Origin of the sequence: Dickeya parazeae Ech586, assembly GCF_000025065.1 — a bacterium.
Taxonomy (GTDB): domain Bacteria; phylum Pseudomonadota; class Gammaproteobacteria; order Enterobacterales; family Enterobacteriaceae; genus Dickeya; species Dickeya zeae.
Window position 1 is genome coordinate 2,676,146 of the sequence record NC_013592.1, and the last position, 23,655, is coordinate 2,699,800.

Consider the following 23,655-nt stretch of genomic DNA (forward strand, 5'->3'; position numbering starts at 1 on the left):
CTGTCAATTAAAGGGTTGTAGATCAACACGCGCCATCATCGCAGCCAGCTGCGGACGATCGCTAATGCCTACGTTACTCTGGCTAACGGCCAGCGCTGCCACCGCAGTGGCCAGACGCAACGTATGTTCACTGGACTCACGCATCAATAAGCCATAAATCAATCCCCCCACCATGGAGTCACCCGCACCTACCGTACTGATCACTTCACAGGCTGGCGGCATCGCTCGCCAGGCACCGGACGCATTGACCCACAGCGCGCCTTCCGCTCCCAGCGAAATCACGACATGAGCAATACCCTGTTCACGCAACGCATGCGCTGCATCTACCACATCCGCCAGCGTAGGTAATTTACGCCCAGCCCAAATTTCCAGCTCACGGCGGTTGGGTTTTACCAACCACGGCGAGGCTTTCAGGCCTGCTACCAGCGCTTCGCGGCTGCTGTCGAAAATAATACACGGACACTGGCTACGCAGACGCGACATCCAGTCGGTAAACGCATCCGGGTCAACACCACTCGGCAAACTGCCACTGACAGCCACCATGTCAAACTGCCCCAACCAGCTCAGCGAATCGTTAACGAAACGCTGCCAGTCTTGCTGGGTCACCTCAAAACCGGAGAAATTCAGATCGGTCACATCGCCATTCTGCTCGGTGAGTTTGACATTAATACGCGTACGTCCCGAAACTACCTGGAAACGGTTAGCGATGCCCAACTCGCTGAACAACTGTTGAAAACCGTCCTGATTGTCTTTGCCCATGAACCCACCGACGGTGACATCAATACCCAGATCTTTGAGTACCTTGGCAACGTTGATGCCTTTACCTGCCGCATGCAGCCCCGTAGTCTGGACCAGATTCACCTCGCCTCGTTCGATTTCCGGGCAATACCCTACTAAATCATAGGCGGGATTCAGGGTAATGGTGGCAACGCGTCTGCTCATGCTGCACCCTCCCCAAGACCAGACTGAATTGCCTCGCCGATAGCCTTCAGCGCAGCTTCAGCATCTTCGCCACGGGCGGTAAAGCGCAGACGGTGGCCACTTTTCACACCCAGAGCGACCACTTTCATCAGACTGCGGCCGTTGGCGGGTTTGCCGGTGCCGTCAAGATTCGTCACCGTTATCTCGCTGGAGAACTGTTTAATCACGTTGACCAGCATCGCGCCGGGACGGGCATGCAGACCATGCTCATTGCGGACAGTAAATTCGGCTTCCAGAGCGTCGCTCTCGGCTTCACCTTCGGTTGCCTCGTCACTGGTCAGCAACGCCAGTAACGTGGTTTCGTCAGCAGACAGCAGGCTGTCAGCTTTGCCGACAATCAACAACTTGCTGAGATAATCCAGCGACGCGAATACCTGCTCGTCAGCGGCCGATACGGTCAGTAACAGCGCAACGGTTTCGCCGTCTAGCGCGAACGGCTCTGCCGGGCGACTCACCGCCAGTGCACTTACCAGGTTGCCATTCAGGCTATCGTTCAGCCAAATGCCCTGCCCCAGATGGGTCGGTTTAGTGGCGACGACATGGCTGACGAAACTGGCGTCAACTGCGCCAATCTGCTGTAAACGACCGGCGTTCAGCGCCTGCAAAGTCATCAGGTTATCCGTTGCCACATTCAGGTTAATCAGCGACGTATCGAAGCGGAACGCGCCCGCCAGTTGTTCGCCCATCAGCAACCCACGCAGTTCATCGGCGGAGGTGGTGCTGGCCAGACGGGCTGCAACGCGGTCATCGCTCAGCACATGGGTCAGTTGACGTAACAGCGCCAAGTGTTCGTCAGAACGGGCGGCAATGCCCAGCACCACATAAGCAGTCTGGTCTTCCCCCCACGCAATGCCCTGCGGGAACTGGAATACCTGAACACCGGTTTTCTTCACCAGATCTCGCGTATCGGTCGTGCCATGCGGGATGGCGATACCGCTGCCAAGATAAGTCGATGTCTGCTGCTCACGCTGCAGCATCCCCGCGACATAGCCTTCGCTCACGCAACCCGCTTCGGTCAGAGCGGCGGCCACCTGACGGATGGCCTCCTCTTTCGTACCGGCGGAAGCACCTAAATGAATGTCGTGCTGTGACAACTGAAACATAATGCTCCTCTCTTGCTGAACTTGAATCGTTTCAGCTTTTATGAGAAATAATTTGCTGACTCGCTCAGGGTAATTTCAGCAAAACCTCGCTGAAACGTTTCAAAAATTCTGCGTTTTTCATTATGGCTATGCAAGCATTCTGCATGGATGAAATGACAGATCTTAGAGGTCACGCACATTTTCACCCGAAAATTCAGTGCGCATTAACAGGTTGTCACATTTGTGCTGAATGGGTGCTGAAGAAAAAAAGTTGAAACAGGCTTTCGTTTCTACCCTATCAGCGTAAGATAGCGCGTTCAGTTTTCTCTCTGTTCTTTTTTTAACCTGAATTCAGCATGACATTGTCTTCCACCCGTATAGCCCGGCGTCTGCCCGACCTGACATCCTCGGCATTCCTGATGATTGCCTTCCTGACCGGGATTGCCGGTGCGTTGCAACTCCCCACTCTCAGCCTGTTTTTGTCAACGGAAGTACAGGTCCGCCCCGTTATGGTGGGGTTGTTTTATACCGGCAGCGCGGTGATCGGTATCGTCGTCAGCCAGGTTTTAGCAACCTATTCCGACCGCCAGGGCGACCGCAAAACGCTGATCCTGCAATGCTGCCTGCTGGGTGCGCTCTCCTGCCTGCTGTATGCCTGGAACCGCAACTACTTTGTTTTGCTGTTCATCGGCGTATTACTGTCGAGCTTTGGTTCCACCGCCAACCCGCAATTATTTGCGCTGGCAAGGGAACATGCTGATCGCACCGGCCGGGGCGCGGCCATGTTCAGCTCCGTGATGCGAGCTCAGATTTCGCTATCGTGGGTTATCGGGCCGCCGGTTGCTTTCGCGTTAGTGTTGGGATTCGGGTTCCCGGTGATGTACCTGACGGCAGCCGCGGTGTTCGTCTTATGCGGATTACTGGTATGGCTGTTACTGCCCTCCATGCCGAAGACCCGGGTTAAATCCGCAGCAACACTGGAATCGCCGCGGCAAAACCGGCGCGATACGCTACTGCTGTTTAGCGCCTGCACCCTGATGTGGACCTGCAACGGCATTTATCTCATCAATATGCCGTTATATCTGGTGCATGAATTGCAGTTACCGGAGAAACTGGCCGGGGTGATGATGGGTACCGCCGCCGCGCTGGAAATTCCGGTGATGCTGCTGGCAGGGTATCTGGCCAGTCGATTAGGCAAACGTCTGCTGATGCGTTTAGCGGTGATAGCTGGGTTGGTTTTCTATACTGGCCTGACGTTGCTGAACAATGACTGGGCATTGCTGGCGCTGCAACTGCTGAATGCGATTTTCATCGGTATTCTGGCCGGAATGGGTATGCTGTATTTTCAGGATCTGATGCCGGGTCAGGCCGGTGCCGCCACGACGCTATTTACCAATACCACCCGGGTCGGCTGGATCATTTCCGGCTCACTGGCTGGGATGGTAGCCGAGGTCTGGAGTTATCATGCCGGCTTTGTCATCGCTATCGCGATGCTGGCTGGCGCTGCCGTCTGCATGTGGCGCATCCGCGACGTTTGATGCGCTCAGGGCGCGGTGGCGTCTTCCAGTTCGATAAGGTACAGCATCGCCTCATCACGACTGTTGCGACACATGTCACGATTCGGTTGTAAACCACGACACACTGCCGGACGTAAAGGCGAAAAGAACAGGCCGCAACGCATACGCTCATCAAGATGAATACAGGGCGTATTGGCGGGTTTTCCCTGCGGCATGCCGGGAATCGGGCTGGAGATAGACGGTGCGATACAGCAGGCACCGCAATCAGAACGGCATTCCATCAGTGACCTCCGGGGATTTCCGTCGCTAGTGCAGGCCGCAGAGCCTAACAGGCTGGTGGCCGCAAGGCTACTACTACTCTATTACCAACATTTATCGCCAGCAGTTATTGGCGGCATTCATGGCCGGTGTTTGGCATCGTTATCATTCCTGCCGTGTTTTATCCCACGGGCCGTTTGTCTGATGTCAGACAGCCACAAATCCCTCTTGCCTGAACCCATCCTGACGAGTAACGTGTCGCCACAAAAATTTCTCTTCTTTATTTAAGGTACATTTCATGGCAAGAGCGAATGAGATCAAACGCGGCATGGCCGTTAACTACAACGGTAAACTGCTGCTGGTAAAAGACATTGATATTCAAAGCCCCAGCGCCCGTGGTGCCAGCACGCTGTACAAAATGCGTTTCGCTGACGTTCGCACCGGACTGAAAGTAGAAGAACGCTTCAAAGGTGATGACATTCTGGATACCATCACCCTGACCCGTCGCTCGGTCACCTTCTCTTATATTGATGGCGACGAATACATCTTTATGGACGAGGAAGATTACACCCCGTATACCTTCAAAAAAGAGCAGATTGAAGACGAACTGCTGTTTATCCCGGAAGGCGGTATGCCGGGTATTCAGGTATTGACAATGGATGGTCAGTTGCTGGCGCTGGAACTGCCGCAGACTGTCGATCTGGAAATCGTCGAAACCGCACCGGGCATCAAAGGGGCTTCAGCCAGCGCCCGCAACAAACCGGCCACACTGACTACCGGTCTGGTGATTCAGGTGCCGGAATACCTGAGTGCGGGTGAAAAAATCCGTATTCACATCCCTGAGCGCCGCTATATGGGTCGTGCGGACTAATTCGCTAAGCTAACCCAAGCTCACACCACCCTTCTCCGCGTCTGACAGACTATGTCAGACGCTTCCCGCACATACGCAAGGAGACTCCCGTGTTGACGAAAGTAAACCTGATTACCGGCTTCCTCGGTAGCGGCAAAACCACCACCATCAGGCACCTGCTCTCTCATAAACCCGAAGGTGAAACCTGGGCGGTGCTGGTTAATGAGTTTGGTGAAATCGGTATTGACGGTGCGTTGTTAAGCGACACCGGCGCACTGCTCAAAGAAATCCCCGGCGGTTGCATGTGCTGTGTCAACGGCCTGCCGATGCAGGTAGGACTCAACATGCTGTTGCAGAAAAAACCGCATCGGTTACTGATTGAACCGACCGGCCTGGGTCACCCGAAACAGATTCTGACACTGCTGACCTCCGAAGCCTATCAGCCATGGCTTCAGCTACAGGCCACTTTGTGTTTGCTGGATCCACGCCAGCTTGGCGACAGCCGTTATACCGACAATGAAAACTTCCGCGATCAGCTTGCTGCCGCGGATGTCATCATCGCTAATAAAGAAGACACCTGGCAGCAGAGCGACCGTGATGCACTGCAACGCTGGCATCAACAGCAGGGTCAGGATCGTCGACTGATCACCTTGTCTCAGGGGCAGGTCGATACCACCCTACTGGACCTGCCGCGGGACAATCACACCGCGTTGCCGGATGCCCGCCACCACCATCATGACGCTCCGGCTAAAACCGGGCTGGCGGCACTCAAACTGACGGGTCGCGAAAGCTGGCGTCGTGCGCTAAATCAGGGCCAGGGGTATTACGCCTGCGGCTGGATTTTTGATGGCGAGACTCAATTCAACACCGCTCGTCTGCTCGACTGGGTGCGGTTGGCACCGGTAAGCCGTGTTAAAGGTGTGATGCGTATTGCCGAAGGTACGCTGGTGGTCAACCGTCAGGGATTCGACCTGCGCATTGAAACGCAGCCAGCATCACCGCCCGACAGCCGTATCGAAATCATTAATGACTCTGAGGCTGAATGGAACACGCTGCAAAAACAGCTGTTAGATTGCCGCGAGAGGTAAGCACAACCGGTAGCGCATGCAGCCAGCGTTATACGGAAGTCGGGATGTCTGTCAGAACGCCATACTCCCTTTTATTTCTCGTTCTGTATGCCTATCGCAGTGTTTTATCGGGCTGACGTGGGATATTTCATCACGAAATCATATAAACAAAAAAGACAAAAAAACTCGCAATCTGGTTTTCGTTAAGGTATGGTCGTCGAGGTCCGAGATTCATGGGCAGACATCCGGCCAGTTAAATAGATGTTGCGACACCAATAATAATGTGCGGTGTTGCACAAATTAACAGACGAATAATTGTCCCATGAAAAGTAGTGCTTTAGTCTGACACTCGTTTTGTTTGGCATAGATAACAGTGTTTATAAACACAGCATAACGATTGAATCGTTAAGGACATCAAGGGAACATAACAACAATGGTCAAATCTCAACCGACTCTGAGATATATCTGGCGGGTTTTACCTGCCGTGGCAGTAGCGATAGCGCTTTCTGCCTGTACCAGCAACAATGCAAATGTTAATAATCAAACTGATAGGCGTGTGGTTAACGGTGGTGACCCTTCACTACAAGCCTCTCAGGATGAATTCGAAGCGATGGTTCGCAACGTGGAAGTCAAATCCAAGTTGCTTGAACAATACGCTAATTGGAAGGGCGTACGTTATCGTCTCGGGGGCGACAGCCGTAAAGGCATCGACTGCTCCAGTTTCGTTCAACGCACTTTCCGCGAACAGTTTGGTATAGACTTGCCGCGCTCCAGCTATGAGCAACAAGACATCGGTGTTCAGATTCAGCGCAACAAGCTGCGTCCCGGTGATCTGGTTGTCTTCCATGCGGGGTCAACCGGCCGTCACATGGGTATCTACCTCGGTAACCAGCAGTTCGTTCATGCTTCCACCAGTATTGGTGTGACTATTTCCAGTATGGATGACAGCTACTGGAGGCCTCGCTACCGTGAAGCTCGCCGGGTGCTGGAACAAGCGCCGCACAGCTGATTTACTTTTCCCTTGATATAGTCCAGACAATCAGAAAACGCCGCCTGCCAAACAGCGGCGTTTTTTTATTACCTGTCGGTTGCCTCCCGATCATCATCCGGGGTGATTAACAGTAGGTTCGACGTGTTATTTCGTGGTAAAACAGAACGCCATAGCGTCCGGCATCGCGATTGCCAGGAATTTCAGGCTTTTTCTCCGTTCAGTCTGCTTTCATACGGAGAAACATGAGGTTATCAGGAGTCAGCCCTTTCGATGTTTACACGTGCGATTATCGCCGCCTTACTGTCCACCTGCGCTTGGCTGGCGTATGCCGAACCCACCACGCTGCAGACCTACGCGTTCGCCACCCTGGGTGAGCCGAAATACCCACAGGGGTTCACCCATTACGACTATACCAACCCGGCGGCCCCCAAGGGCGGCAACGTAACGTACAGCGCGCTGGGCACCTTCGATAACTTTAACCGCTTTGCGTTGCGTGGCCTGGCTGCCGCTCGTACTGAAAGCCTTTACGATTCGCTCTACGTCAGTTCGGAAGACGAACCGGGCAGTTATTACCCGCTGATTGCGCTTAACGCCCGCTATGCCAGCGACTACAGTTGGATAGAGATAGACATGAACCCGGCCGCCCGTTTCCACGATGGCTCGCCGATTACCGCGTCTGATGTGGCGTTCACGTTCACGATGTTTATGACACAGGGTGTGCCGCAGTTTCGTCTTTATTACAAAGGCACTGAAGTCAGTGTGATTAACCCGCACCGGGTGCGCTTTACCTTCGCCGAGCCTGACAAAGAAAAAATGCTGGGGATGCTAACGCTACCGGTTATGCCAGAAAAATTCTGGCGCGACCACAAACTCAGCGACCCGTTAAGCACCCCACCGTTAGCCAGTGGCCCCTATCGCATCTCCGATTATCGCATGGGGCAATACGTGATTTATTCCCGTGTCACCGACTACTGGGCTGCCGACCTGCCGGTCAACCGGGGGCGCTACAACTTTAACCAGTTGCGTTACGACTACTATCTGGATGACAGTGTCGCGCTGGAAGCCTTCAAGGCAGGTGCCTTCGATCTGCGCATCGAAGGTTCACCCAAACACTGGGCAACCCAGTATGAAGGCGGTAACTTCGCACGGGGTTATATTCTGAAGAAAGATGAAACTAATCAGGCGGCGCAGGATACCCGCTGGCTGGTGTTTAACATCCAACGCCCACAGTTTAGCGATCGCCGGGTGCGTCAGGCGCTGGCACTCGCCTTTGATTTTAACTGGATGAACAAGGCCCTGTTTTTTAGTAGCTACCAACGCCCCTACAGTTTTTTCCAGAACACCGAGTACGCCGCGCAGGGAATGCCATCTGCTGCCGAACTGGCCTGGCTGACGCCGCTGAAAGACCGTCTTCCCACCGAGGTTTTCGGCCCGGCATACCGCCCGGAGGAATCCGATGGCAGTGGTTATGATCGCGCGGGTCTGCTTAAGGCATTACACCTGTTGCAGCAAGCGGGTTGGGAATTGAAAAATCAGGTGCTGGTCAATAAGAACACCGGCCAGCCTTTTCGTTTTGAGTTGCTGCTACCCAGTGCCTCAAACGCTATCTATGTGTTGCCGTTCCAACACAATCTGGCTCGGCTCGGCATCCGTATGGAAGTACGCAGCGTCGACAGTCCGCAATTCAATAATCGGTTTCGCAAGCGTGATTTCGACATGATCCCGAAACTGTATCCGGCGATGCCCTACCCCAGTTCCGATCTGGCGATCAGTTGGAGCTCCGCCTACATCAACTCGTCCTACAACTCGCCGGGTGTCCAAGACGCGGCTATCGACCAGTTGATTGACGATATTGTTCGTCATCAAGGTGATAAAGCCGCGTTGCTGTCATTGGGCCCGGCGTTGGACCGGGTACTCACCTGGAACCAGTTTGCGATCCCGATGTGGTATTCCAACCACGACCGTTTCGCCTACTGGAACAAATTCGCCATGCCGGCAAACCGCCCGGCCTATTCGCTGGGTCTCGACAGTTGGTGGTATGACGCCAATAAAGCCGCCACCCTGCCGGCAGCGCGTCGATAAGGAGCCGATGTGGGAACTTACCTGTTACGCCGATTACTGCTGGTGATCCCCACGCTGTGGGCCATCATCACCATCAACTTTTTTATTGTGCAAATCGCGCCGGGTGGCCCGGTCGATCAGGCGATTGCGTCCATTGAAATGGGCCAGGGCACAGGTTTTAGCATGGGTGGCAACGACGGCGGTGGGCTGGCTCGTGGGCCGGGGGGCAAACCTTCGGTGGAAAACACCTATCGTGGTGCACGCGGTCTGGACCCGGAAGTGATCGCTGAAATCACCAAACGCTACGGGTTTGATAAACCGCTGCATGAACGTTACCTCAAGCTGTTGTGGGATTATGTCCGTTTTGACTTCGGCAACAGCCTGTTTCGCGGTTCGTCCGTGATTGCATTGATTAAAGAGAGCATGCCTGTTTCGATATCCCTTGGGTTATGGAGCACGCTGATTATCTATCTGGTATCGATTCCTCTGGGTATAAACAAGGCGGTGCGTAATGGCTCGGCGTTTGACGTCTGGAGTAGTACGCTGATTATTATCGGTTACGCCATTCCCGCGTTTCTGTTCGCTATTTTGCTGATTGTCGTGTTCGCGGGTGGCAGTTATCTGGATTGGTTCCCGCTACGCGGTCTGGTATCCCCGCATTTTGATAGCCTCTCCGCGTTCGACAAGGTCATCGATTACCTGTGGCACATTACGTTACCGGTGTTGGCGACCGTGATTGGCGGCTTCGCTACGCTGACCATGCTAACCAAGAACTCATTTCTGGACGAAATCCGCAAACAGTACGTGATCACCGCTCGCGCCAAAGGCCTGGAAGAGAAACAGATCCTCTACCGTCACGTGTTTCGCAACGCCATGCTGCTGGTGATAGCCGGTTTTCCCGCCACGTTCATCAGCATGTTCTTTACCGGTTCACTGCTGATTGAGGTGATGTTCTCCCTTAATGGCCTCGGTCTGCTGGGGTACGACGCCACTTTGCAGCGTGATTACCCGGTGATGTTCGGCACCTTGTACATTTTTACGCTCATCGGCCTGTTGCTGAATATTCTCAGCGACATGACTTATACGCTGGTTGACCCGCGTATCGACTTCGAGGAGCGCCAATGAGTCGTCTAAGCCCGATTAATCAGGCGCGCTGGGCACGTTTTCGCGCTAATCGCCGAGGTTACTGGTCGTTATGGGTTTTTCTGGCGCTGTTTCTGGTGACACTCTGCTCGGAGTTAATCGCTAACGATAAGCCGTTATTGGTGCATTACAACGGGCAGTGGTACACACCGTTTATCGTGGATTACAGTGAAACCACGTTCGGCGGCCAACTGGCGACAGCGGCCGATTACCGCGACCCGTGGTTGGCTAAGCGGCTGGAACAAGGCGGTTGGGTGGTGTGGCCGCTGATTCACTACCGCTATGACACCATCAATTACGCCACTCAGCATGCATTTCCTTCACCGCCTTCACGCCAGAATTGGCTCGGTACAGACAGCCAGGGGCGTGATGTGCTGGCGCAAATCCTGTATGGTTTTCGTATTTCCATTCTGTTTGGGCTCGCACTGACGCTGCTGTCCAGCCTGATTGGCATTGTGGTCGGAGCCTGTCAGGGGTATTACGGCGGGCGTATCGATTTGTGGGGACAGCGCGTTATCGAGGTCTGGTCCGGTATGCCGACGCTGTTCCTGATTATCCTGCTCTCCAGTGTGATTCAGCCAAACTTCTGGTGGCTGCTGGGCATTACGGTACTGTTTGGCTGGATGGCGCTGGTCGGCGTGGTGCGAGCGGAATTCCTGCGCACCCGCAATTTCGACTATATTCGCGCCGCACAGGCCATGGGCGTTAGCGATCGCTCCATCATGTTCCGCTGCATGCTGCCCAACGCGATGGTCGCTACCCTCACCTACCTGCCGTTTATTTTGTGTGGCTCCATTACCACCCTGACCTCGCTCGATTTTCTGGGGTTCGGTTTACCGATGGGCTCGGCGTCACTCGGCGGTTTATTGCTGGAAGGGAAAAACAACCTACAGGCACCGTGGCTGGGTATCACCGTCTTCATCGTGCTGGCGGTGGTGCTGTCACTACTTATTTTTATCGGCGAAGCCGTTCGCGACGCCTTTGACCCGAGCAAGGCGCATTGATATGTCCGAACAACCTTTACTTGACATTCGTGACCTGAGTATCGCGTTTCGCAGCGGCGACCAGCAACGGTGTGTGGTCGAAAACGTCTCACTGCGTATTGCCGCCGGAGAAACACTGGCGCTGGTGGGGGAATCCGGCTCCGGCAAAAGCATCACCGCGTTATCGGTGTTGCGCCTGTTACCTTCGCCGCCTGTGGTCTACCCTCAGGGCGATATTCTGTTTGCCGGTGAGTCGTTGCTACACGCCAGTGAACAGCAACTACGCCAGGTGCGCGGCAACCAGATTGCCATGATCTTTCAGGAACCGATGGTGTCGCTTAACCCGCTACACACCATTGAAAAACAGCTGGCGGAAGTGCTCTCGCTGCACCGGGGCATGCGTCGTGAGGCCGCCCGTGACGAAATCATCCGTTGTCTTGAACGTGTTGGTATTCGTCAGGCGGCACGACGGCTGGCGGATTTCCCTCATCAGCTTTCCGGTGGTGAACGCCAGCGGGTAATGATTGCCATGGCATTGCTGACTCAACCCCGCCTGTTGATTGCGGATGAACCGACCACTGCGCTGGATGTTACCGTACAGGCGCAAATTCTCGACCTGCTGAACGAACTCAAGCAGGAACTGAACATGAGCCTGCTGTTTATTACGCACAACCTGAACATTGTGCGTCGGTTGGCTGACCGGGTGGCTGTCATGCAGGCAGGGCGCTGCGTCGAGCAGAACCTCACTCATGCGCTGTTCAGTGCGCCACAACATCCTTATACCCGACAATTGCTGGATGCCGAGCCAACCGGGGAAGCCTTACCGCTCACCTCGGATACGTCAGCCCTGCTGGATGTCCGGGGGCTGGGTGTCAACTTCCCTATCAGACGCGGTTTGCTACGCCGTACGGTGGGGGAAAAGTCGGTATTGCAGGCGCTGAGCTTCTGTCTGCGCCGTGGCGAAAGCATCGGGCTGGTGGGTGAGTCGGGGTCAGGGAAAAGCACTACCGGGCTGGCGTTGCTGCGGTTACTGCGCAGTCAGGGCGAGATCTGGTTTGATGGCCAGCCGTTGCATCAATTTAACCGCAAGCAAATGCTGCCGTTTCGTCGCCGCATTCAGGTCGTCTTTCAGGATCCCAACGGCTCATTGAACCCACGACTGAATGTGGAGCAAATTATCGCGGAAGGGCTACGGGTTCATCACCGACTGAGCGCGACAGAACAGACACAGCGGGTTATTCAGGCCATGCAGGAAGTCGGGTTGGATCCGGATAGCCGTCACCGCTACCCATCAGAGTTTTCTGGCGGTCAGCGTCAGCGTATTGCTATCGCCCGAGCCTTGATACTGCAACCGGAATTGCTGATTCTCGACGAGCCGACCTCATCGCTCGATCGCACGGTTCAGGCACAGATTCTGACTCTGCTGAAAACCCTGCAACAGACCCACCAGCTCGCGTATCTGTTCATCAGCCACGACTTACACGTCGTACGCGCACTTTGCCATCAGGTCATCGTACTGCGCCATGGTGAGGTGGTCGAGCAAGGTGACTGCCGACAAATCTTTGAACATCCGCAGCAGGATTACACCCGAGCGCTATTACAGCTGTCAGCCTAACCACGATTCAGAAGTACATGTCAGACGGACATGAGAACAGAAATCAGGCAGCATCGATACCGATGCTGCCGGTTCAGAATGGGTATTGCGCGCAAACCGACTCGGCGATCGCCACACCCACATCTTTCAAACGACACATCGCCGCACTCTCGTCCTGACGATATAAAAACAGGCAGGGCTCGCCTTCCCACTCCACCACGGCACATTGCAGTTGGATCTCATCCAGCGACTGGTTGAGATGCCGCATGATCTGACGGGCTTCATCGCCGTCATGGCTGAGTAGTTTAAAACCAATCAGATAACTGTCGTCATCCAGGCCGCAAAGCGGAATCGGTTCAACTTTGACACCAGTAAAACCCGATGACCATCGATAACTTTGCGGCAAGCGATGGACTACCGAAAGTTGGAGAGTATTCACAGCGTCTTCCTCAGCTAAGCTGCCATAAATTCACAAAATTATAACATAAACTCATAGGATTTTTTGCCAGACATCTTTCTTTTACCACGATTTAGATACAAAAAATCAACATATCTTCATAATGAGGCCAACCCAGACGCATGGCGCTCAATGTGGTCACTGGTCAAAACGTTAACAAGATCACGTTCCTGATCGATTTTGCGCTATATGTAACCTTTTATTCCCAATATCTCAACCCATTTCTTCTAGTTGTTCACTTTTGGTTCAAAATTTTCACAATTCAGGAACGGCTGGCGGGTGAACTGCCAGCGATGCGCTGGCAGTCTTATCAGAAAAAAGACAGAAAGGGAGTATTAACGCCGACTGGCGTACACAAATAAACCGAGGGCAGCAACCGAGCACACGGCCATGGCGCTCACCATCGGCCAGGCGCTTTGAGCGGTTGCCAGTGACAACACCGTACCCATCAGCGACCCCAGCCCGAAACGTAGCGTCCCGGCCAGTGACGACGCCGTACCAGCCATGTGAGGGAAGTCATCAAGGATCACCGCCATGGCGTTAGACGCCACGGTAGCCACACAGCCCACGAACACCGCCACGCCCAGTACCAGCGGGAAAAAACCCAGATGGAAACTGCAAACCGCCACCAGCCATATTCCCATCACAAACTGGATGATCAATCCCAGCCGGAACATGAACATCGCCCCCATGCGCGACACGATACGGCTGTTGAGCAATGTCATCAGAAACAGGAACACGATATTCAGCGCAAAGTAGTAGCCAAAATGTTGAGGTGACACCCCGTTCAGGTCGATGTAGACAAACGGCCCGGCGCTGAGAAAAGCAAACATGCCGGAAAACGACAACCCACTGGCGAACATATAGCTGAAAACGCGACGATGACGAACCAACTGGAAAAAATTCCTCAGCGTGGTACGCAGGCGAAAACGCTGCCGTCGCTCTACCGGCAAGGTTTCATGCACACATAGCCATACCAAAACTGTCGCCACCAGCGAGGCCGCCGCAATTGTCCAGAAAATGGCATGCCAGCTCAGCCAGAATAGCAACGCGCCGCCGATAATCGGGGCCAGCAGCGGCGCTACCGTCATGACCAGAATCACAAACGACATCATGCGCGAAAATTCATCTTTCGAGAATCGGTCACGCAGCAACGCGTTGATCACCACGCTGGCCGAAGCAGCGGACAGACCGTGCAGAAAACGCATATGAATCAGTTGTTCGACCGTTTGCGACAGTGCGCAGGCCGCGGCAGCTAGCGTAAAAATCAGTACGCCACCCAGAATCACCGGCTTACGACCGATGCTGTCCGACATCGGGCCGTAAAACACCTGCCCTATCGCAAAGCCGAGCACATACGAACTGAGGGTCATCTGCACCCGGCCGGGATCAACAGAAAATTCTTTTGCAATCACGGGCAAGGCAGGCAGATACATATCGATGGCGATAGGCATCAGCATCGATATCAACCCCAGGATAAAAATCAGACCGACGCGCGAAGATGAGGGTGGTTGCACGACAAACATTTCTCCAGACAGAAGAACAGTTCCCGCCGCCACAGCAGCGGGGCAAAAACGTCAGGCCAGATCAAAAACCTCCAGCCAGATAAGGACAGACCGACGACAACGCGTTGGTTACTGCCCGAAACTGTCGACTTCTTCCTGTGTCAACGGCCGGTATTCACCCGGCTCCAGCGTGTCATCCAATGTAATGGCACCAATACGTTCACGATGCAGCGCCACCACGTGGTTGCCGATCGCCGCAAACATACGTTTCACCTGATGGTAACGCCCTTCAGTGATAGTCAGACGGACCTGATGTTCAGACAGCACCTCCAGGGTGGCCGGGCGGGTTAGGTTCTTCTCATTATGCAGTTGAACACCTGCCTGAAATTTTTCCGCCGTATCGGCCGCCAGTGGCTGCTCCAGCGTCACCAGATAGGTTTTTTCACAATGGTGCTTTGGCGAGGTAATCCGGTGTGACCACTGCCCATCATCGGTCAGCAGCACTAAACCGCTGGTGTCGATATCCAGCCGCCCGGCAGCATGCAACTTGTGCGCGACCGGTTCGTCAATGAAATACAAAATCGTCGGGTGGTCAGGATCGTCGGTTGAGCACACATAACCCTGCGGTTTATTGAGCATGAAATACCGCGGCCCATTTTGCTGCTCGAGCACATTGCCGTCGAACGCCACTTCATGCTCTGGCAACAGTTTGAATGCCCCGCTTTTTACTACCTCACCGTTTACTGTCACACGCTGTGCACGCAGTTCGCGCACTATCAGAGAACGGCTGATTCCCAACTGCTGGGAAAGAAATTTATCCAATCGCATTAATGAATGACTGCCTATGGTGATCACGAATTGCCGGTCAGGTACGGACGTAACGTCACCTGACAGGAATAAGGCGTTGTCTTTCACACCGAATATCCTCTTTCAGAAAAGATATTGATGCAGACCGCCTCTCTGTATCGTTTAAAAAAGCATAATAAAAGCAACTTTACCACGTTGCCATCCTGCCGCTATCGGCCGGCACTGCATGTAAAGTCTATAGCGATGCTTCGCCGTCATACGGCGATAAATCGCCCGATAATTATCAGGAGACCTATTATGTCATCGATTCACGGTCATGAAGTATTACATATGATGGTGACCGCCAACAGATCCTTTACCACTGATGAACTGATTGCCGCCATCGAGGCGCGCTTTGGCCGCGATGCCCGCTTTCATACCTGCTCTGCCAGCGACATGACCGCCGCCGGGCTGGTGCAATTTCTGGCTGACAAAGGCAAATTCATTGCGCAAGATAACGGCTTTACGACCCACGAAAGCAAAATCTGCCGCCACTGATGTCATTTACACTGCGCCCGTACCAGCAAGAAGCGGTTGACGCTACCCTTGCCTATTTTCGCCAGCACACCGCTCCGGCGGTGATCGTCTTACCCACCGGCGCAGGCAAAAGCCTGGTGATTGCCGAACTGGCGCGGCTGGCGCGTGGGCGGGTATTGGTACTGGCGCATGTCAAAGAACTGGTTGAGCAGAATCACGCGAAATATTGCGCGTTGGGTTTACCGGCGGACATTTTCGCCGCCGGGCTCAACCAGCGTGACAGCACGGGCAAAGTGGTGTTCGGCAGTGTGCAGTCGGTCGCTCGCCATCCTGACCAATTCGACGATGCGTTTTCGCTGCTGATTATCGATGAGTGTCACCGCATTAGCGACGATGAAAACAGCCAGTATCAGCAAATTATTCAGCACTTGCAGCAGGCCAATCCCCGGTTACGGCTACTGGGGTTAACGGCAACGCCTTACCGCATGGGTCGGGGGTGGATCTATCAATACCATTACCATGGCATGATCCGTGGTGACGAAAGCTGTTTGTTCCGCGACTGTATCTACGAATTGCCGCTGCGTTACATGATACGCCATGGTTTTCTGGTGCCACCGGAGCGACTCGATATGCCAGTGGTGCAGTACGATTTCAGCCAGTTAGCCGCCCGCAGTCATGGCTTGTTCAGCGAGGTGGACTTAAACCGGGAAGTAAAACGTCAGCAGCGGGTCACGCCACAGATAGTCCGCCAAATTATCGAGTACACCGCCGATCGGCGCGGCGTGATGATTTTCGCCGCCACAGTGGAGCATGCCCGGGAAATAGAAGGCTTGTTACCGCCTGGTGAAGCGGCGCTTATCAGCGGGGAAACCCCTACCCCACAGCGGGACGCGCTCATCAGCGCCTTCAAACAGCAGCAATTGCGTTATCTGGTGAACGTGTCGGTATTGACGACCGGTTTTGACGCACCGCATGTCGACGCTATCGCCATTTTACGCCCGACGGAATCCGTCAGCCTCTATCAGCAAATCATCGGGCGTGGCTTGCGTCTGTTTCCCGGGAAAACCGACTGCCTGATACTCGATTATGCTGGTAATCCCTTTGACCTCTACACGCCGGAAGTCGGCAACAGCAAACCACACAGTGACAGCCAACCTGTGCAGGTATTCTGTCCGCAATGCGGTTTCGCCAACCTGTTCTGGGGGAAATGCACCGATGACGGTAGCGTAATAGAACATTACGGCCGCCGCTGTCAGGGCTGGCAGGAGGACGAACACGGCAAACGCCAACAGTGCGACTACCGTTTTCGCTTCAAGAGCTGCCCGCATTGCGGCGCGGAAAATGATATCGCCGCCCGACGCTGCCAGACCTGCGATGCGCTATTGGTCGACCCGGATGACATGCTGAAAGCCGCGTTGAAGCTTAAAGATGCACTGGTGCTACGCTGTAGCGGGATGCAACTGCAACACGGTACCGATGCCAAAGGCGAATGGCTGCGTATCACCTATCACGACGAAGACGGTGCCGATGTCAGCGAGCGCTTTCGCCTGCATACATCAGCCCAGCGTAACGCGTTTAACCATGTGTTTCTGCGGGTGCATCAGCGTGCGCCCGGCGTCCCGTTCCAGTGGCAACGCGCCGACGACGTGGTGGCCCAGCAGGCGTTGCTGCGGGCACCGGACTTCGTGGTGGCACGTCTGCAGGGAAAATACTGGCAGGTGCGGGAAAAAATCTTCGATTATCAGGGCCGCTATCGCCGGGCAAACGAACTGCGCGGCTAGCTTTAGGCGGTTTTATTTGCCCGCACGACCATATTCCGCTAGAATCTCGCCCGCTTTTATTTCGAATATCAACATTGTTATTTGAACAAAGCGGATTATCCTGCCTGTTGCTGGGTCGCCTGTAACAGGGTCATTTTATTAAGTAGAGAAAGCAATGATTACTATCAACGCAGAAGTACGTAAAGAGCAGGGTAAGGGTGCGAGCCGCCGCCTGCGCACTACCGGTAAATTCCCCGCTATCGTTTACGGTGGCAGCGAAGCGCCGGTTTCCATCGAACTGGACCACGATATCGTTAAAAACCTGGAAGATCGTAACAGCGAAGGCCTGTACGGTGAAATCGTCCTGGTTATCGATGGCAAAGAAACTAAAGCAAAAATCCAGGCTGTTCAGCGTCATCCGTTCAAGCCGAAACTGACTCACATCGATTTCGTTCGCGTGTAATTACACTACAACGTTTCGACGAGCCAGCAAAAACGCCGCACAACTGTGCGGCGTTTTTGTTTGTGCCTTCTCGCGACTTCTCCCTGCCATGTTGCTCTCTGCCATACCCACACAACATCAGTCTCCAGATAAAAAAACGCCACCGCAGTTGGCGATGGCGTTTGGCTACACGAAAACGGTGATTATCAGGCGTGGCTACCTTGGGCAACCAGCGGGATATCACGCTCACGCGGCGCTTTCGGCGGCTGGATAAACAGGGTAATCACCAGCGAAACCACCGACAGCAGCGCAATAGCGATAAAGGTGCTGTGGAACCCGCCCAGTGCGGCGGCGATAAAGGAACCGGCTAATGGGCCTAAGCCAAACCCCTGATAAATCAGGCCATAGTTTTTACTGTGGTGTTTGAGGCCAAAGAAATCAGCCACAATCGCCGGGTAGACCGTGATATTTCCGCCGAAGCAGAAGGCTACCGCCCCGGTGCACAGGAAGAACGTCATCGCATTGAGCGGCAGGAACGCCATCACTGTGACCGCCAATGCAGTGACCAGCAGCGTGAAGTTCAGCACCCGCAAGCGACCGACTTTATCAGACAGATACCCCAGAATCAGGCGACCGGCTGTGTTGCAAATGGCAATCGCTGATACGGCGCTGGCAGCCGTGACCACATCCAGCCCAGCCATTTTGACGCCGATATCCTTCACGATGCCGATCAAGTACAACCCACTCATGCAGGAGGTGAAGAACACCACAAACAACAACCAGGCTTCTTTGCGACGCAGCATTTCACTGACGGTGAAGTTAACGTTGCCACCCTGAGCCGCCGTCTGGACCGGCTGTGCCGGTGCGTCTTTCAGCAGCATCGCGCCGCCGGTGATCATCACTAACGCCATGGCTCCCCACCAGAAAAACGTCTGGGACACACCAACATGCATCAGCAACGCGCTATTGACGTATTTAAACACCAGACTCCCGGTGCCATATGCGCCGACGGACACCCCGGCAATCACACCTTTGCGATTCGGGAACCACTTGATCAGATTGGATAACGTGGTGATGTATGCCGTACCGTCGGCAAACCCGACCACGAGCCCGACCAGCAACCACAGCATCGGCAATGACGACACCATGGATGTCGCCATCAACGCCACACCCAACACCAGACCGGCAATCAATGTCAGCTTGCGGATACCGATACGCTCCTGAATGCGGCCAGCAAACAAGGTCGCGAAAGCCAGGAAAAAGCTGGTAAGGGAAAACGTTGTGGCAACCGAACTGAGCGGCCAGTGAAATTTATCAACCAATGGTTGGTTGTAAAGACTCCAGGTGTAGATGGTTCCCAACCCCATTTGAGACAGGATGGTTCCGGCAACAATAACGCCGCGATTTACTGGTTTTCCGTTCATAACGGTAGCCTCGATTTTTCTGGTGTGAAGACAAAGCAGGCAAAACGGCCTGCGAATGGCACCAGTATAAGGAGGGGTCACAACCACGGATTAAAGAACGGCATGAACGGCATGAATCAGGGAATGAAATGCATCCAGAGCGGTATTAATGACAGTAAATCTATCTTCTCATGTCTGACGTCTGACCTCCTAACCACTACAGACGCATCAGTTGACGGAATTCCCGCACTTTGCTACGACTCACTGGCACCTGAAAATCCAGATCGCTCAGTTTGAGGATATAGGTATTGTTGAACCAGGGTTCTATCTCACGGATCTTGCTCAAATTTACGCAATACGAACGGTGGCAGCGAAAGAAGTAGGCCTCCGGCAAGCGGCTGCAAAACTCGGTAATGTTCATCGACATGACGAACTCATCACGCCGGGTGTACACAAAGGTCAGTTTTTCGTGGGATTCGGCGTAATAGATATCGTGGATGTTGGTGACGATAATCCGCTTATCTTTGACCAGATTGATGGTCATCGGTGCCGGACGGGTGCTGTCGCTGCTGGGATGCGCCGGTAATTGCTGTTGCTGCCACGCCGCTTCAAGTTTTTGCAGCATGCCGACTATGCGGGTTTCATGATACGGCTTGAGAATATAATCGAACGCTTCCAGCTCAAACGCCTCTACCGCATGATTTTTATAAGCGGTAATGAAAACAATCAGCGGTTTATGCGCAAACTGGCTGATGTTTTTCGCCAGCATCACCCCATCCAGCGAAGGGATGTTGATATCAAGGAAGATGACGTCCACCCGGTTATCCTGCAGGTATTTCAGCACATCGAGGCCATCATCAAACACCGCATCCACGTCGATCTGGCTGTGTTGTTTGATAAGCCAGCTCAACTCCTGCTGTGCCAGAAATTCATCTTCGACAATGATCGCCTTCACGTTATTCTCCTGTCACCGGCCCTGCTCTGAGGGAAACGCCACCGCGTTATCCACACGCTCAGTGTTGTCACGGGTAATAAAAAATTCGATTTCCGTCCCAGGGTTAAGGCGACTGATGTGCAGCCCCTCCCCATACAGCAGTCTGATCCGATGATGTACATTGAGCAGACCAATCTTATTACCCGGTAACTCATTGCGCTCCACGCGGGCAATCACCTCATCGCTGATGCCAATACCGGTATCACGCACCGCCACCCGGATACGATCGCCCTGCTCCCGGATACTCAACGTCACCACCCCTTTGCCTTTGCAAGAACGGATACCGTGCACAATCGCATTTTCAACCAACGGTTGAATCAGCAGACCGGGAATCAGGCAACTGACGTCCTCATCAATCTCGTAAATCACCGTCAGCTTATCGCCAAAGCGCGCCTGCTCAATAGCGATGTAATCTTTTATCTGATAAAGCTCGCTTTTTATATCAATCAGTTCCTCGTCATTGCGCTCCAGGTTGTAGCGCAGATAACGCGACAAATTGATAATAAGCTGGCGCGCGGTATCCGGGTTAAGCCGGATAGAGGTGGAAATGGCATTCAGCGCGTTAAACAAGAAATGTGGATTGATCTTGCTTTGCAGCGCCCGCAGCTCCGCACGGTTTGCCATATCACGCAGTTGCTCAGCGCGTGACACCTCAAGCTGGGTGGAGATGATTTGCGACAACCCGACAGCCATCTCTTTGAGCGACCAGGTGATGCGGTGCGCCCGCTGGTAATAGATTTTTAGCGCGCCAGTCACTTCGCCTTTTTCCCACAGCGGGATGACGATCATCGAATGGATTTCCGGAGTGCGGTAGGCCTCATCATTGTTTTTGATGATAATCTTTCCGCTCTTGAGCGCCAGTTGCGTCGTCGGGCTCAGGTCACGATCACCGCTGTGGTAGTTCTCTTCCCCGACCCCCACGTAGGCCAGCACCTGCGAGGTATTAGTGATCGCCACCGCATCGGCATCGATATCGCGACGGATAATATCGCAGATCGTACTGAGCGACTGGCTATTGATATGGCGAAACAGCGGTAGCGTTTTATTGGCGATATCCAGCGCCAGCTTGGCCTGCCGCGCAGCAACCGCCTCTTTTTCCCCTTCCACGCTACGCACCAGCAGCACGATCAAACCGATACTGACCGCCCCCAAAATCATCGGAATTGCGATATGCGCGACAATGTCCAGCCCCAGTGAAAACGGCCGAGCCCACAGTACCACCAGCAACATAGTCAGCGACTCACACAACATGCCGCCGACAATCCCCACACTCCAGTGGCGATCACGCGGGATGCGGTGGTGAATCCAGGCAGACATAAACCCGGCGATAATGCTGGTGATAAGGCAAGGGACCGAGGTAATGCCGTGCATATCGATCAAGTAGCGATGCACCCCGGCGATCACCCCTGTGGTAATGCCCACCCACGGCCCAAACAGGATACCGCCAGACATCACCGCGACCACCCGCACATTCACCAGTGACCCTTCCACATTGATGCCAGACCAGGTACTGAATAACGCAAATAGCGAAAAGATGGCAGTAACCACCGCCAGGTCAAAGCGTGAATGCTCATCCTGCTGAAGTAGCTGACGAAAATGTCGTGTTCGGGTCAGGAAAAACAGGCAAATAAGCATCAGCGCCGCACGGTCATATACCGCCAGCACCATGTCAAAGATAGAACGCACGGGAATCTCACCACCTATACAGCCGAATACCCATCATAAAACAAGGGGCAAGCACTGCCAAACCCGTTTGCCATCAGAGATATTTCTGCCTGAACAGGCCCCCACGGTGGGAGGCCTGCGAAGAATGCGAAGGAAAGGGAAAAATCAGCGATTGCCGCCGCCGAACCGACGCTGCAACTGGTCGCGCAGATTAGGTGGTGTACCTTTGATGGTCAAGGTATCAGTAGCCGGATCCCAGAAAATACGTTCGCCTAACAGCAGTGCATCGAAATTAATGCTAAGCCCACCGCCGCTACCGGCGAATTTGGTCAACTGGCGTAACGTGCTGCGATCCGCCGGGAAACTCTCTTCCAGCTCATACCCTTGCTCGGCGGTAAACGCCTGGAAGGTTTTCTCGCCCAGTGGCGGCAGTTCGTTTGACAGCGCCTCCAGTTCGATTTCCTCCCCAGCCTGCAACTGTTCATTGCAGTAGCTGTACACCTGCTGACGGTATTGCTGACGCTCGTTTTTATCCAGTTGTGCATCCGAGCAGTAATCATCTACCGCCTTCAGCAGCCCTTTATTTTGCGCCTTGGTATCCAGTCCTTCAGCCGCCGCCAGGAAATCCATAAAGAAATCAGACACCTTACGGCCAACGCGACCTTTAAGAAACGTCAGGTAACGGGTGGATTCCGGGCTGGTTTCCCATTCGGTCAGATCGATGCGCGCCACGATATCCGCATGGTGGATATCCAGATAATGGGTGCTGCTGATATCCAACTGTTCGTTGACCCGCATGCTATTACAGCTGTTCAGCACCGCAATCAGCAGGTACTCGACTGCCAGATAACGGTACTGACAAAACAGCACCACGCCGCCTTCCGCGAAGGGGTATTTCGCCAGTTCGTCACGTAACCGGCCCGTCGCCGCACGCGAGAAAGCCAGAAAGTCATCATCGCCTTTACGGCAGGAACGCAATGCCGCCGCCAGTTCGCTCTCTTCATTAAACAGGCCATACGCCTTGCTTTTAGCGCTGTAGACGCGATGTAGCTCCGCCATCATATCGCTGACCGCGCCATTCACGGTCAATAACGAATCGCGCAGCACCATTTCCAGCGACTGCTCGTCACGTTTGATCAACTGGTGCAGGGCAATCTGGTCGATATCCAGACTCATGGTAAACTCTCCTTCTAGTAAGGCGCGTATTCAAACACCAGGTGTTCCGGCATGCAACTCAAAAGCACCTCGATTCTCGCGGGCAGTATTGATAAAAGTGCGGAAAACCACGCCCCTATACGGTAATATATTTGCCTTTCACCACCAGAGATACACGATTTTATGCCGCAATCATCCCGTTATAGTGACGAACAAATCGAACAACTGCTGACTGATCTGGTCAATGTATTGGAAAAGCACCACACTCCGACCGATCTTGCACTGATGGTGCTCGGCAACATGGTCACCAATCTGCTCAATACCAGCATCGCGAATCCGAAACAGCGCGAGGCGTTGGCGGGTTCTTTTGCCGACGCGTTGCAAGCGTCTATAAAAACCAACGACATCCATTGATACCGGCCCG

22 protein-coding genes are annotated in these 23,655 nt (G+C 53.9%); 12 read left to right on the forward strand and 10 right to left on the reverse strand.

What is annotated here, in order from left to right; all coding sequences use genetic code 11:
- Nucleotides 1-3 precede the first annotated feature (3 nt).
- Both fruK and fruB read right to left on the reverse strand, forming a co-directional pair.
- Nucleotides 4-942, reverse strand: coding sequence for a 1-phosphofructokinase (gene fruK / locus DD586_RS11695; RefSeq protein WP_012885029.1), 939 nt, complete (start codon nt 940-942; stop codon nt 4-6).
- Entirely contained in the window at nt 939-2,084 is a 1,146-nt protein-coding gene (fruB, locus tag DD586_RS11700) for a fused PTS fructose transporter subunit IIA/HPr protein (RefSeq protein ID WP_012885030.1), read from the reverse strand. The genes fruK and fruB overlap by 4 nt, the downstream gene beginning before the upstream one ends.
- Before the next feature lie 335 nt (nt 2,085-2,419).
- Between fruB and DD586_RS11705 the strand changes: the two genes are divergently transcribed.
- Nucleotides 2,420-3,601 carry a sugar efflux transporter gene (locus DD586_RS11705; protein ID WP_012885031.1) on the forward strand — a complete coding sequence of 394 codons (1,182 nt, stop codon included), beginning with the start codon at nt 2,420-2,422 and terminating at the stop codon, nt 3,599-3,601.
- A gap of 5 nt (nt 3,602-3,606) precedes the next feature.
- Here DD586_RS11705 and DD586_RS11710 read toward each other — a convergent pair whose 3' ends face one another.
- Nucleotides 3,607-3,861 carry a YkgJ family cysteine cluster protein gene (locus DD586_RS11710; RefSeq protein WP_012885032.1) on the reverse strand — a complete coding sequence of 85 codons (255 nt, stop codon included), beginning with the start codon at nt 3,859-3,861 and terminating at the stop codon, nt 3,607-3,609.
- Between the two features lie 275 nt (nt 3,862-4,136).
- On the opposite strand from DD586_RS11710, the gene yeiP reads away from it, so the two are divergent.
- The 7 genes from yeiP to yejF all read left to right on the forward strand — a co-directional run bounded on the left by yeiP (nt 4,137) and on the right by yejF (nt 12,548).
- Complete coding sequence (gene yeiP, locus DD586_RS11715) at nt 4,137-4,709, forward strand: elongation factor P-like protein YeiP (protein ID WP_012885033.1); 573 nt, start codon at nt 4,137-4,139, stop codon at nt 4,707-4,709.
- An 89-nt stretch (nt 4,710-4,798) separates the two neighbouring features.
- Nucleotides 4,799-5,776 (forward strand): CobW family GTP-binding protein, encoded by a 978-nt coding sequence (locus tag DD586_RS11720; protein WP_012885034.1) that lies wholly within the window; start codon nt 4,799-4,801, stop codon nt 5,774-5,776.
- Between the two features lie 412 nt (nt 5,777-6,188).
- On the forward strand, nt 6,189-6,764 hold the full coding sequence (mepS, locus tag DD586_RS11725) for a bifunctional murein DD-endopeptidase/murein LD-carboxypeptidase (RefSeq protein ID WP_012885035.1): 576 nt from the start codon (nt 6,189-6,191) through the stop codon (nt 6,762-6,764).
- A 252-nt stretch (nt 6,765-7,016) separates the two neighbouring features.
- A complete protein-coding gene (locus DD586_RS11730) occupies nt 7,017-8,828 on the forward strand; it encodes an extracellular solute-binding protein (RefSeq protein ID WP_012885036.1) in 1,812 nt (603 codons plus the stop codon).
- A gap of 9 nt (nt 8,829-8,837) precedes the next feature.
- Nucleotides 8,838-9,932, forward strand: a complete 1,095-nt coding sequence (locus DD586_RS11735) for a microcin C ABC transporter permease YejB (RefSeq protein WP_012885037.1) — start codon at nt 8,838-8,840, stop codon at nt 9,930-9,932.
- Complete coding sequence (locus tag DD586_RS11740) at nt 9,929-10,954, forward strand: ABC transporter permease (RefSeq protein ID WP_012885038.1); 1,026 nt, start codon at nt 9,929-9,931, stop codon at nt 10,952-10,954. The genes DD586_RS11735 and DD586_RS11740 overlap by 4 nt, the downstream gene beginning before the upstream one ends.
- A gap of 1 nt (nt 10,955) precedes the next feature.
- The gene (yejF, locus tag DD586_RS11745) at nt 10,956-12,548 is read left to right on the forward strand and encodes a microcin C ABC transporter ATP-binding protein YejF (RefSeq protein WP_012885039.1); all 1,593 of its coding nucleotides are present in this window, start codon (nt 10,956-10,958) and stop codon (nt 12,546-12,548) included.
- Nucleotides 12,549-12,621: 73 nt separating this feature from the next.
- On the opposite strand, the gene DD586_RS11750 is transcribed toward yejF, so the two are convergent.
- From DD586_RS11750 to rsuA, 3 genes are all read right to left on the reverse strand, one after another.
- The gene (locus DD586_RS11750) at nt 12,622-12,966 is read right to left on the reverse strand and encodes a YejG family protein (protein WP_012885040.1); all 345 of its coding nucleotides are present in this window, start codon (nt 12,964-12,966) and stop codon (nt 12,622-12,624) included.
- Between the two features lie 353 nt (nt 12,967-13,319).
- Nucleotides 13,320-14,510 carry a Bcr/CflA family multidrug efflux MFS transporter gene (locus DD586_RS11760; RefSeq protein WP_019845684.1) on the reverse strand — a complete coding sequence of 397 codons (1,191 nt, stop codon included), beginning with the start codon at nt 14,508-14,510 and terminating at the stop codon, nt 13,320-13,322.
- A gap of 108 nt (nt 14,511-14,618) precedes the next feature.
- Entirely contained in the window at nt 14,619-15,317 is a 699-nt protein-coding gene (gene rsuA, locus DD586_RS11765; RefSeq protein WP_012885043.1) for a 16S rRNA pseudouridine(516) synthase RsuA, read from the reverse strand.
- Between the two features lie 276 nt (nt 15,318-15,593).
- Here rsuA and DD586_RS11770 point away from each other — a divergent pair, with 276 nt between their 5' ends.
- From DD586_RS11770 to rplY, 3 genes are all read left to right on the forward strand, one after another.
- A complete protein-coding gene (locus DD586_RS11770; protein WP_012885044.1) occupies nt 15,594-15,833 on the forward strand; it encodes a YecH family metal-binding protein in 240 nt (79 codons plus the stop codon).
- Complete coding sequence (locus DD586_RS11775) at nt 15,833-17,593, forward strand: DEAD/DEAH box helicase (RefSeq protein WP_012885045.1); 1,761 nt, start codon at nt 15,833-15,835, stop codon at nt 17,591-17,593. Before DD586_RS11770 ends, DD586_RS11775 begins: the two co-directional genes overlap by 1 nt.
- A 154-nt stretch (nt 17,594-17,747) precedes the next feature.
- A complete protein-coding gene (rplY, locus tag DD586_RS11780) occupies nt 17,748-18,035 on the forward strand; it encodes a 50S ribosomal protein L25 (RefSeq protein ID WP_012885046.1) in 288 nt (95 codons plus the stop codon).
- Nucleotides 18,036-18,220: 185 nt separating this feature from the next.
- Here rplY and DD586_RS11785 read toward each other — a convergent pair whose 3' ends face one another.
- From DD586_RS11785 to yejK, 4 genes are all read right to left on the reverse strand, one after another.
- Nucleotides 18,221-19,438, reverse strand: a complete 1,218-nt coding sequence (locus DD586_RS11785; protein ID WP_012885047.1) for an L-lactate MFS transporter — start codon at nt 19,436-19,438, stop codon at nt 18,221-18,223.
- A gap of 196 nt (nt 19,439-19,634) precedes the next feature.
- Nucleotides 19,635-20,372 carry a LytR/AlgR family response regulator transcription factor gene (locus DD586_RS11790; RefSeq protein WP_012885048.1) on the reverse strand — a complete coding sequence of 246 codons (738 nt, stop codon included), beginning with the start codon at nt 20,370-20,372 and terminating at the stop codon, nt 19,635-19,637.
- A 12-nt stretch (nt 20,373-20,384) separates the two neighbouring features.
- Entirely contained in the window at nt 20,385-22,097 is a 1,713-nt protein-coding gene (locus tag DD586_RS11795) for a sensor histidine kinase (RefSeq protein ID WP_012885049.1), read from the reverse strand.
- Between the two features lie 144 nt (nt 22,098-22,241).
- The gene (yejK, locus tag DD586_RS11800; RefSeq protein WP_012885050.1) at nt 22,242-23,252 is read right to left on the reverse strand and encodes a nucleoid-associated protein YejK; all 1,011 of its coding nucleotides are present in this window, start codon (nt 23,250-23,252) and stop codon (nt 22,242-22,244) included.
- A 162-nt stretch (nt 23,253-23,414) separates the two neighbouring features.
- Between yejK and DD586_RS11805 the strand changes: the two genes are divergently transcribed.
- Nucleotides 23,415-23,645 (forward strand): YejL family protein, encoded by a 231-nt coding sequence (locus DD586_RS11805; RefSeq protein ID WP_012885051.1) that lies wholly within the window; start codon nt 23,415-23,417, stop codon nt 23,643-23,645.
- Nucleotides 23,646-23,655: the final 10 nt, after the last annotated feature.